Consider the following 11,715-nt stretch of genomic DNA (forward strand, 5'->3'; position numbering starts at 1 on the left):
AAAGAAAGCATTCAGAATTTGGTTTTAAAAAAGAAAATAAACTATTTTTAAGTGGTCCTAAAAATGGGAAGCTTACACAAATACCCAAAACTACTTCGAAAAATGACTCATCCCGTCATGATCCAATACCCTGATCACATCATACTGCCCCCTCTCTTTTTCTTCGCTTATCCTAATATCTACATGGACGAAAAAAAAAGGGGTAGCTCATACTGGCTGGTTGGATCCATTTAAAAGAAGGTGACAGGAATATTTGAAGATGGTAAACCTATATCAAGTCCGTACAAATGTCTTATGTCTTATGTCTTGTGTCTTGTGTCTTATATCTTGCATCTTATTTAAACTTAATTTCGTAAATTTAATCAGACCAAAATTGAATCAGCCATGCAAACAATCTCGTATGTAAAAGGTGATGCTACCAAACCTAAGGGCGAAGGGCCTAAAATTATCGTACATATCTGCAACGACATTGGTGGCTGGGGTGCCGGATTTGTACTTGCCTTATCCAACAGATGGGAGTTACCCGAAAAGAATTACCATGACTGGTTTAAGAGCGGAAAGAATTTCAAGCTGGGTGAAGTACAAATGGTGCAGGTTGAACCGGACATATGGGTCGCCAACCTAATTGGCCAGAGGGACGTTGTGCCGGGTGAAGACGGCAAACCACCTATTCGCTACAAAGCTGTTTACCTGGGAATGGAAAAACTGGAGAAAAAAGCTAAAAAACTGAAAGCCTCCGTACACATGCCACGCATCGGTTGTGGCTTAGCCGGAGGCAAATGGAATAAGATTGAACCAATTATTTCAGAAAACCTGACAGAGCAGGGTATTCCGGTAACCGTTTATGATCTGTGACCCAACACCTTTGATTAAACACAGTAATTTCGTATCTTGTTTACCTGTTTTTGAAACACAACGTCCTAAAGTACAAGACTATGACTGAACGATTTCTTAAGGCAAAACACTGGCAGATATTTTTGCTGACCTTTGGCATTCCCTTTCTCATACAAATGGGAGTGATGATTTCAGTTCTGTCTGAGGTTATTTCAAATCCGGAAGCGCCTCCCACAGATATCGTGGAACACGTAAGATTCATCCCTGTCATTATGTTTATCTTCACAGCCATAATTTACGGTTGGATATGGTCTGTTTCAACCGGTCTGCAAAACAAACTGCCGGAGGGTGTAACCATGAAGATGAACAGGTTTAAAGTCTTCTTTATTATCCCTGTAGTCTATTTATTTCTTATAATGCTGGCAATTTCCATATTCATGGGTGATCTGGCAAGCCTTGACACAGAACCGGATCCGGTTAAAATGTTTACACTTGTTTTAGCTCTTTTACCCTTCCATTTTTTTGCAATATTCTGTATTTTATACATACAGTATTTTACAGCCAAAACCCTCAAAACCGTTGAATATCAAAGGGAAGTATCGTTTGGTGATTTTATCGGTGAGTTTTTCCTGATATGGTTCTACCCCATTGGGATTTGGTTCCTGCAACCAAAAATAAATGCCTTTGTCCGAAAGAACGCGAATTCTGATAAGATATAGCCTGAACGATGATTCGAAAAATGAAGATCACCATTAAAGAACTTGCACCGGAATTACTGGCTGACTATCTCCGTTTTTTTGACACTATGGTGTTTAGCGAAAATCCGGATTGGGCCAACTGTTACTGCTACGAATCCTATTTTACCGGATCAGCCGAAGACTGGACGAAAGATAACAACAGAACTGCTGTGATAAACCTGATTGAAAAAGGAACAATGACAGGTTACCTGGCATTTGACAAGGATAAACCGGTTGCATGGCTTAACATCAATAAGCGGAATACTTTCCCGTCTCTGGAACGCTTCAGAAAGATTACAGTCGATCGCTCAGAAAACATCTGTTCGGTGGTCTGCTTTGTGATTCATCCGGATTACCGTGGCCAGGGAATGGCCACACAACTTCTGCAAAAAGCCATCAGTGATTACACCAGCAGGCCATTTGACTTTATGGAAGCTTATCCCGGGAAAGGCGACCTGTCGTGCGAAAAACACTATAAAGGCCCTTTATCCATGTATGAAAAAGCAGGATTCCAATTGTTTAAGGAATACGACCAGTTATACGTTGTAAGAAAAAGCCTTCAACAAACACCGTAAGGATTTAGTGCATCACATGTATTTTTTGTGAATAAATTTTTGCATCCGTTTTTACCTGCAAAATATAAATCCCGTTGCTGATGTCTTGCTTTCCAACTTCAAATCTGTGATTGCCTGAAGCAAGATCCTGTTCCTGAAGCCATTGTTGTACCTTCCGGCCATTAATATCGTACAAATTTATTGAATATCGTCCTGAACGATTTACATGTAAGCTAACAAGAATTGCATTTGAAGCAGAGGCAACCTGAACCGAGAACGGTGGCAGGGTCTGATCATCCAGGGCAGAAGTGAGTTGAGCCAGCTTATATGTTTCAGCTCCGGCCAGCAGAAATGCGCCCAGACCAAAATCCTCAAAGTTTGGCTCTTTATCGTAAGATAAGGGTTGTCCGTCTGAAGGTTGTTTTCCGGTTCCCTGAACCCAACCCAAAAATCCGTTATCATGCAGTGCATCACTGTGTAATCCGTTCCAGCCCTTTATCACAGCAGGCATGTACGTTTCTTTATCAAGAATCCCTTTGTTCATTCCCCATGCCAGTCCGTAAACAAAAAATCCGGTTCCCGATGTCTCTTTTCCACCATAATCATTCGGGTCAACCAGACTGGGATTCCAAAATCCATCTTCGCGTTGACAGTTAATCAAAGCCTCAGACATGGATTTATACACATCAAGATATTCTGCATAATGTGCTTCTGTTTCAGGAATAATGTCCAGCACACGAACCAGGGCCGCATACACCCAACCATTGCCCCTTGACCAGTAACAGGCTTTACCGTCAGGTGTGGTATACGGCGGATCAAAATCCTTATCCCTGTACCACAGTCCGTCTTCGGAATTGTACAAACCGTTTGTACCGTGCTGGTTTTTCGTGTAACTGAACATTTCGTACATGCGGTTAAAGTATTTCGGATCATCATGAACCACGCCCAGCTTGGCAAAAACCGGCATGGACATCTGTATGGCATCAATCCACGACCAGTCATCAATTTTTGAAGTGTTGATCATGTTATCGATATTCGTGGTGATCGGCGCTATTTTTTCAGGTTTTGGATCCAGCAGATACAACTCTATATAGGTCTGACCACAACACTGATGATCCCCGTCACGGGTATTCAGATTGCCGTAGGTTGGATTCCAGTTGTGACTCTCTGCCCAGTCTACGGCATACTGATACAAGGTATTATCGTCATTAACATAATACAAGGCCATCAGTCCTTCGTAATAGGTTGCACGTGTCCAGAGGTTACTGGGTCTAACCTTATCGGTAACAATGTCGGCTCCCGGATCAGGCCATTTAGCCATAAAATAATTATTTGCCAGCTCCATATCAGACAGGATCTCATCTGCCGGGGGCAGACTCTGAGCATTTATAATAACTGGTATTAAACCCAGTAAAAAAAGTAAAAGTGTTCCAAAGCGTTTCATAGTATGATTAATTAATAAAAGTTAGCTGTATGATATTCTACGTTTAAATGAGCTGAAATATACAGAGCTGTCTGACTCAGTATATGGGTACAGCTTTTCTGTAAATGCAATAAAGGGATGAAAAATGATCTGATTTGAAGTAAAAAACGAACTATATTTTATACTTCGCAATAAAGATATAAAAGTTTGTTTAAAAATGAACCAACCGGGTGATTTTCAAGGCAAAAAAATGAAATAAGGCTAATTCCAATCCTTTTTATATTTTTGTATTGGTGAACCATTGGATGAATTAAGGATAAACAATACAATTACACTATTGCTATGGACAGATTTAAACGCTTAACCTCATACTTATCAGTAGTCTTACTGTACATTTTTATAAACTCGGGCCTTCCTGTTTTTGCGCAGAACTGGCCTGCCGGAATCCATGATCCTTCGAGTATTGTAAAATGTAAAGACAGATACTGGATTTTCGGAACCGGTGACGGCATATATTCCATGTATTCCACTGACCTTGTGACATGGAAGTCTGGTCCTACCCCTTTCACCAAAACAGACTTTCCTGCATGGATCCTGAATTATGCCAAAACATCTACTGCTGAGTTTGAGGGCAACTTCTGGGCTCCCGATATCATTTACATGAATGACAGGTACTATTTGTACTACTCCTGTTCCGTTTGGGGCACCATGAGTTCGTGTATCGGTGTGGTTGTCAATAAAACACTCGATCCTGCAGATCCTGAATTTGAGTGGGTTGATCAGGGCGATATCGGCATTTATTCCAATGGCGGATACATCAATGCTATTGATCCGTCCGTTATGCGCGGGCCTGATAATAAAGTCTGGCTGACCTACGGTTCATTTAACCGCGATGCCATTAATGTGTACGAAATAGACACCATTACGGGACGCCCCAAACCCACCGGCAGATCGACCATTGCCAATTCATGGACCGGTCCGGGCAGTAATAATTATGGTGAAGGAGAAGGGGCCTGTCAGATTTATCATGATGGTTACTATTATTTGTTTTATAACAAAGGCGGCTGTTGTAACGGCATAGCCAGTACCTATTATATCGTTATGGGACGTTCCACAAGTCCTAGAGGGCCATTCCGTGACAAGGCAGGAAAAGCCATGCGTGTGATTGGTTCGCCCAGCGGTGGCACCCTGTTTTTCAGGCATGATAACAGCCGCGGCTTAGACGACCGCTATTACGGGCCCGGTCATGTGGGCTATTTTAAAGAAAACGGCATTGAATACATCACATTCCATTACTATTCCCCTAACGGGTATTATCCCAGTGAAACAGCCAACTATATGGGTGGCCCAACGCTTGGATTCGGAATGATTGAATGGGGAGAAGACGGATGGCCTTCCATTTCGTTCGATTTTCTTGATAAAGGGTACTATTCACTAAAAAATGCGCTTAGTTCAAAAGCCCTGGATGCACAGAACCATTCCATAAACTCCACCGATCTCTACCAGTATGCATACAACTATTCTATGGAGACACAGAAATGGCTGTTTACACCGCTGGGGACGGGTGAGTATACCATTCGTAGTTACGCCGATTCCACACGCTATATTGAAGCAACAGGGAATAACAATGAGGAATCCATCCGTTTGACGTCATCATATACCGGTGCTGTCAATCAGAAATTCAGACTGGTACAATCGCCGAACGGCAAGACTTTGATCTATCCCTCAACCAAAGACAGGATTTTTGAAATCCCCAATGCCAATACCATTGATTACCAGGTTAAATTATGGTCCAATACAAATTCTGACTGCCAGAGATGGTTTGCCACCCCTTATGAAGAAACATTTGCCGTATCGCTCAACAATGTGGCATTTATGTCAAAGGATACCATTTTCAGAGCACTTACTGTCACGGGTACGGCTTCGTGGCAAATTACGGTAGAAGATCCCTCGTGGCTTATTTTCTCTCCGTCAAAAGGGTATGGTGAAAAACAACTGCTGGTGCTGGGCAGAGCAAATAATACCGGTGTTGCCAGAACCAATACCATGAAGATTCGAACATTGGGCGGACAGGAAGCAGTGGTTAATTTTACCCAGGCAGCGGATACCAATACGGCACTTGAAAAAAATCATGCACTTCAGTTTGAAGCTTATCCTAATCCTTCAAATGGAATGATTCAGCTGGTATGCACGGCAGATGCTGTTTATTCCGTGTTTGATAATGCGGGAAGGGAAGTGTTAAGCGGTAAAACCGGTACGAAAACTTCAGTTCTGGATCTGAGTCAGCAGAATGCGGGTATTTATTTTATCAGGGTAACCGGTAAAAACGCATCAGGCATTAAAAAGTTAGTCATAAAATAAATTACATGCTGTGCGCTTTAAATAGCATTAATGTTAAAAATCGGACCAGACTTTCTCCGGCAGAAACGTACAGATCTGAAATATTTTAAAAAATAAAATAAACGTACACAATATTTGTTGTATACTTACAGCCGCATTTAACCCAAAGCAATGAAAGCACATATTACCTTTGTTGGACTGATAATTTCAGTTATGTTTTTAAATGCTCAAAACGCTAAAGAATTGAGCAAAGCGAAAACAGATCCATTTAAACATTCTCCTAAACACACAAGTTTTTTTCAGACTCAATTAAAATCCACAACACAAAAAGCCGGAACACTGGATAGTATAATATATATATCGGATATATACTCACCTGGTGAAAACATGGCAATCGGTAAAGACTTAATGTTTTATAATCAAAATGGCAATCTGGTTTTAGACAGTTCCGTGCACTGGGATTTTGAGCTTGAGAAAATGCAAGCTGACATAAAAACAAAGTATGAATATGATGAAAGTATGCGGCTGATCTCTAAAAAAGAATTCGAATTCAGTGATCCTGATTATGTTTTGAATTCGCACATGCTGTATGCTTATAACGAAAATGGAAAGATAACAGAGGAAACAGAGCTTTACAACAGAGACCAGGACATTTCAGATAAAGATTACAGATTTGTTTATTCTTATGACGGCCATAATTATCCGGTTTCAAAATCGAATTACAAACGGAATTCAGGAGATGAAACCTGGGTATATGATGGAATACATATCTATACAGTAGATAGTAATGGTAGGATCATCGAAGATATCATTAAGGATAAAGACTTCAATAACGATTTGGTCATAAATACATTAGACTGGAAAAGAACCACATACACGCTGGATGAAAACGGTCAAATTACTAAAGAATCGGTTTACAGCAGGGACAGCACAACGGACACCTGGGTTGAAAATAAAAAAACAGAATACACTTATGAAAATGGTTTGGAATTGTTGGAACAGGAATACCGGTTAAAAGATGATTCTGAATTTTATCTGAGTTGGGAAAATCGGTTCACTAACGATGAAAACGGAAATCACATAAAATCGGTATTTATAGATTTAAATGAAGAGCAGGATACGCTTTCTACAGAAGAAATGACATACACCTATGACCTTAGTGCCATGTTCAGCGATTATGCAACTCCATATTTCGTTGAATCGGTGGCTGCGAGGAATAAAGTAAAAAGGATGGATTATACAGAAACCATCGATTCGGAACCGGTTTTTAGCTTTAGTATGCTTTTTCATTATTCAGATGATATTGTGACTGATCTTATAAGACCTGATGAACAAGTTATGACATATATTCAGAATTCCAATAATATTCAGTTCATCTTTAACGGTTTCGGAGATAACGTATTACTGGATATATATAATATTTCCGGCAAGAAAATTCTTCAACAAAAAGTTATAACAAATCAGAAAATAAGTCTTGATAAGTTTCCAGAGGGAGTTTATATTTATACCCTGCGATGTGGCCAAAATATTATATCAGGTAAGTTTATTCTCCAATGACGACCGGAAATATATGTAACACAACACATCAGACAGTAATTATCCGGTTGTAATCATTTCCCTTTTACAGTGTTACCTTTAGTCAACTGAATCCAGGAATTCAAGAATTGCCGTATCAAAATAATTTAAAACAATCCAGACCAGTATTGCGGTTAACAAGGCAGCAATTGAAAATGCGATAAGAATTTTACGGCTCCGACTGGCTTCACTTTTCTTTACCATGGCACGAATGGCCAGACGTTCTTCAAGGGTTAGCTTTCTTACTGTTCGTTTCAGAGGTCTGTGCTTACCCCACTGCCCTTTCATATCGAATATGCGGGTGTGTTTCGGCCGAATCGATTGGTTATACTTAAGCGATTGTATCATCGCCAGAACTGAACCACCAAATCCTCCCATAGTTTTATATTTTAAGGTAAATAAGATATCCCAGCACTAAAGCAATGATGCCAACAACAGCAATTGCCCGGATAAGCTGAATCCGTTGTTGGTTTTTTATTTTTTCCCGGATTGCCTCCCGTTCAGAATCGCTTAACTTTTTCCCTTTGTCCTTTATTTTGAGATTTGTTTTAAGATCATGTTTATGATCATAGATGTTCTGATGCCTGGAACGCATTTTTTTGTTGTTTTCCAGGGCTGTTTTCATAGACTGAACAGATCCGAAACCTGACATAACCGGTAATTTTGATATTAAAGATAGTAAATCTTATTTGTTATTCAAACATAAAATCCCAATCATAAGCTGATATTCACTTCAGCATGAACCCCATACTTCAAGTCAGGCAAAAAAAAACCTCAACCCAAAGGCTGAGGTTTCAATCTAAATATATGTTTTCTAGCGCACCACAAAACCCGGTTTCATCGGATTCTCAGGTGTCACAAATTCCAGTTTCCCCTTGTCATCTTCTGCCAGCAGAATCATGCCCTGACTTTCAATACCACGGATTTTACGGGGTGCAAGATTGGCCAGAATGAGCACCTTTTTACCGGGCAGCTCTTCAGCTTTAAAATACTGCGCAATTCCTGAAACTACGGTACGCTGATCAATTCCTGTATCTACCTTCAGTTTCATCAGCTTGTCCGTCTTCGGTACACGCTCTGCCTCCAGTATGGTAGCTGTACGGATGTCCATCTTCACGAAATCGTCGAATTCAATGTTTGGCTTTGCAGCTTCCAGCTTCACTTCACCCGCAGAATTGGCTTTTCTTGTATCCAGTAACTTTTGTACCTGTGCCTCCACCACATCATCTTCAATTTTTTCGAACAGTAACTCGGGTTTGCCGATGACATGACCAGCCTGAATCAGGTCCGACTTTCCAAGATCTGCCCATCCAAGCTCTTCAACATTCAGAAATCCTTTCAGTTTATCTGAACTGAACGGCAGGAAAGGTGATAAACCAATTGCGCAGTTCGCTGTAATCTGCAGACTGATATTCATGATGGTTTTTACCCTGTCAGGATCTGTTTTCTGCAATGCCCAGGGTTCACAATCTGCCAGGTATTTATTTCCTAGTCGGGCAATATTCATGGCTTCAAACAGGGCCTCACGAAAACGGAAACTATCCAGCGATTTTTCGATTCGGGCTTTTGTCTCGGACAACTCCTTCAGGGTCTGTTTATCGTAATCTGTAAGCTCACCTGCCACAGGAACCTCGCCATTGTAATACTTCTGGGTCAGAACCAGTGCACGGTTCACAAAATTGCCAAGAATGGCCACCAGCTCGTTATTGTTGCGGGCCTGAAAATCCTTCCAGGTAAAATCGTTATCTTTTGTTTCCGGTGCATTGGCAGTCAGCACATAGCGCAGCACATCCTGTTTTCCCGGAAACTCTTCCAGGTATTCGTGCAACCATACCGCCCAGTTCCGGGAAGTGGATATCTTATCACCTTCCAGATTCAGGAACTCGTTGGCCGGTACATTTTCCGGCAGAATATAATCGCCGTGTGCCTTCAGCATGGTCGGAAATACAATGCAGTGAAACACAATGTTATCTTTACCGATAAAGTGCAGCATACGTGTGCTTTCGTCCTGCCACCAGGTCTTCCAGTCATCAGTCAGTTCTCTTGTGGCAGAGATATAGCCAATAGGTGCATCAAACCACACATAGAGCACTTTACCCTCTGCCCCATCAACCGGAACCGGGACTCCCCAGTCCAGATCGCGGCTCACTGCGCGCGGCTGCAGCCCTGTATCCAACCACGATTTACACTGTCCGTACACATTGGTTTTCCACTCTTTATGTCCTTCAAGTATCCACTCTTTAAGAAATGGTTCATATTTATCCAGCGGCAAATACCAGTGTTTCGTTTCTCTTAAAACCGGTTTGCTGCCTGAAATAACCGATTTTGGCTCAATCAGGTCAGTGGCATTGAGCGATGAGCCGCAACTTTCGCATTGGTCACCATAGGCACCGGCTTTTTTACATACCGGACAAATCCCAGTGATATAGCGGTCAGCCAGAAACTGTTTAGCTTCCTCATCGTAATACTGCTCGTTGGTTTTTTCAATGAATTCACCTTTATCGTATAAGGTTTTAAAGATGCCCGATGCCTGATCGTAATGCGTTGGCGTGGTGGTTCGGGAATAGATATCAAACGTGATCCCAAAATCTTCAAACGACTTTTTGATAATGCCATGGTAGCGATCCACGATATCCTGTGGTGTGACACCTTCGTTTTTAGCTTTCAGTGTTATCGGAACACCATGCTCATCCGATCCGCCTATCAACAGAATATCCTCCCCTTTCATTCGCATATACCGGGCATAAATATCGGCTGGAACATACACACCGGCTAAATGTCCGATGTGAACGGGCCCGTTTGCATACGGTAAGGCTGTTGTGATAAGGGTTCGTTTAAAATCTTTCATGGTGTTTTTCGCTTAAATTTTTACAAAGCGCAAAGATAATAATAGTGACAGTATTTTTACACGGATCGGCCATTAAGTTTCAGTTCCTTTTCAGGCCTTTACAATTGATCCTGTTTTAGGATTGCTGATCCGGATCATGATAAAAACATGTTTTCAAACACCTGACTTACTGACTTATAAGAAAATATCATATATTTAGCATCTCATGTCATCCGGTTGATCCGGACGGACTATGCGACAAAGGCAAAGCGGACGTAGTGCGGCGCTTTATTACGAACCAAAACTGATGTATGTGTTTTCATTTTTCATTGGTCGCGAATGTAAAGACCATAAGTAAGCGATTCGGTGTAAGCGGTGATTTCATCAAGGATTACACGCCACAAATCCACTTCAATGGTTTCTCACACCCTGAAACACCGGTCATCCTGAATCAGGGTGAACCAACAGCCATTATGGCAAACTGGGGCCTGATACCGGAATGGGTCCGGACCATGGAAAATGCAGAAAAGATGCGGAATAATACGCTTAACGCACGCACAGAAACTATTTTTGAAAAACCGTCATTTAAAACAGCGATCCGGAATCATCGCTGCTTAATTCCTGCGACCGGCTTTTTTGAATGGAAACTGCTTGAAAAAAAGAAGTATCCGCACCTTATTTATGTAAAGGGTCAGGACATTTTTGCTTTCGCGGGCATATACTCCGAATGGGGCACCGACATGGGCAACAAATCCTTTCATACCTTCTCCATCCTCACCAAAGCAGCAAATGATCTGATGGCCGATATACACAATACCCAGAAAAGGATGCCGGTGATCCTGTCACCCGGTAATGAAAGGCTCTGGGTTAATCCTAAACTGAACCACAGGGAAATTGTTGAGATTCTGGAAAGTGAAAAAAATGAGAACCTGGATTTCAGAACCATCAGTCATGATTTTATGCATAGCACAGGACCGGCAGAAGAAGTTTTAAAGGTTTACCATTATCCGGAACTGGATAATAACCTGTTGTTTTAATTACTCCCGGCAAATACTGGCTCTTGTTTTTGTTACATTCCGGTTGATAAATTACATAAGAAGTTATAACGCATATCTGAACATGTTTTTGATGACTTAAATCCACCCCCCGATAATTCGGGTACCTCCTTTTTGAATTTCGTCTTCAGTCTGCAGCTATGCAAAACGCAAAAGGAGGACATCTGAACTTCATCTGTGTCATGATTCTGTTCATTTAAAAGCCGGCATGTCCAGCATCATAACTCACCTGAAATATTAAGCATTTCAGAACATGCTTGTGATGACTTAAATCCACCCCCCGATACATCGGGTACCTCCTTTTTGAAAATCGTCTTCAGTCTGCAGCTATGTTGAACGCAAAAGGAGGACATCTGAACTTCATCTGTGT

At 41.4% G+C, this 11,715-nt stretch carries 10 protein-coding genes; 6 read left to right on the forward strand and 4 right to left on the reverse strand.

Annotation, left to right across the window (positions count from 1 at the left end):
• Nucleotides 1-384 precede the first annotated feature (384 nt).
• The 3 genes from ACE1EF_RS12610 (at nucleotide 385) to ACE1EF_RS12620 (ending at nucleotide 2,146) form a co-directional block, all read left to right on the forward strand.
• On the forward strand, nucleotides 385-855 hold the full coding sequence (locus ACE1EF_RS12610; RefSeq protein ID WP_375721030.1) for a macro domain-containing protein: 471 nt from the start codon (nucleotides 385-387) through the stop codon (nucleotides 853-855).
• An 80-nt stretch (nucleotides 856-935) separates the two neighbouring features.
• Entirely contained in the window at nucleotides 936-1,553 is a 618-nt protein-coding gene (locus tag ACE1EF_RS12615) for a hypothetical protein (protein ID WP_375721031.1), read from the forward strand.
• Nucleotides 1,554-1,573: 20 nt separating this feature from the next.
• Nucleotides 1,574-2,146: a GNAT family N-acetyltransferase gene (locus tag ACE1EF_RS12620; RefSeq protein WP_375721032.1), complete on the forward strand. Its 573-nt coding sequence runs from the start codon at nucleotides 1,574-1,576 to the stop codon at nucleotides 2,144-2,146.
• A 4-nt stretch (nucleotides 2,147-2,150) separates the two neighbouring features.
• On the opposite strand, the gene ACE1EF_RS12625 is transcribed toward ACE1EF_RS12620, so the two are convergent.
• A complete protein-coding gene (locus ACE1EF_RS12625; RefSeq protein WP_375721033.1) occupies nucleotides 2,151-3,569 on the reverse strand; it encodes a glycoside hydrolase family 88 protein in 1,419 nt (472 codons plus the stop codon).
• A 321-nt stretch (nucleotides 3,570-3,890) separates the two neighbouring features.
• Between ACE1EF_RS12625 and ACE1EF_RS12630 the strand changes: the two genes are divergently transcribed.
• Nucleotides 3,891-5,909 (forward strand): family 43 glycosylhydrolase, encoded by a 2,019-nt coding sequence (locus ACE1EF_RS12630; RefSeq protein WP_375721034.1) that lies wholly within the window; start codon nucleotides 3,891-3,893, stop codon nucleotides 5,907-5,909.
• A 150-nt stretch (nucleotides 5,910-6,059) separates the two neighbouring features.
• Nucleotides 6,060-7,445: a T9SS type A sorting domain-containing protein gene (locus tag ACE1EF_RS12635; RefSeq protein ID WP_375721035.1), complete on the forward strand. Its 1,386-nt coding sequence runs from the start codon at nucleotides 6,060-6,062 to the stop codon at nucleotides 7,443-7,445.
• A 78-nt stretch (nucleotides 7,446-7,523) separates the two neighbouring features.
• On the opposite strand, the gene ACE1EF_RS12640 is transcribed toward ACE1EF_RS12635, so the two are convergent.
• The 3 genes from ACE1EF_RS12640 to metG all read right to left on the reverse strand — a co-directional run bounded on the left by ACE1EF_RS12640 (nucleotide 7,524) and on the right by metG (nucleotide 10,311).
• Nucleotides 7,524-7,841 (reverse strand): hypothetical protein, encoded by a 318-nt coding sequence (locus ACE1EF_RS12640; protein WP_375721036.1) that lies wholly within the window; start codon nucleotides 7,839-7,841, stop codon nucleotides 7,524-7,526.
• 4 nt (nucleotides 7,842-7,845) lie between these two features.
• Nucleotides 7,846-8,115: a hypothetical protein gene (locus ACE1EF_RS12645; protein ID WP_375721037.1), complete on the reverse strand. Its 270-nt coding sequence runs from the start codon at nucleotides 8,113-8,115 to the stop codon at nucleotides 7,846-7,848.
• A 162-nt stretch (nucleotides 8,116-8,277) separates the two neighbouring features.
• Complete coding sequence (gene metG / locus ACE1EF_RS12650; RefSeq protein WP_375721038.1) at nucleotides 8,278-10,311, reverse strand: methionine--tRNA ligase; 2,034 nt, start codon at nucleotides 10,309-10,311, stop codon at nucleotides 8,278-8,280.
• Nucleotides 10,312-10,601: 290 nt separating this feature from the next.
• Here metG and ACE1EF_RS12655 point away from each other — a divergent pair, with 290 nt between their 5' ends.
• On the forward strand, nucleotides 10,602-11,327 hold the full coding sequence (locus ACE1EF_RS12655) for an SOS response-associated peptidase (RefSeq protein ID WP_375721039.1): 726 nt from the start codon (nucleotides 10,602-10,604) through the stop codon (nucleotides 11,325-11,327).
• Nucleotides 11,328-11,715 lie beyond the last annotated feature (388 nt).

The organism is Quyinboa sediminis (assembly GCF_042219855.1).
Lineage (GTDB): Bacteria > Bacteroidota > Bacteroidia > Bacteroidales > UBA5342 > JBHJHP01.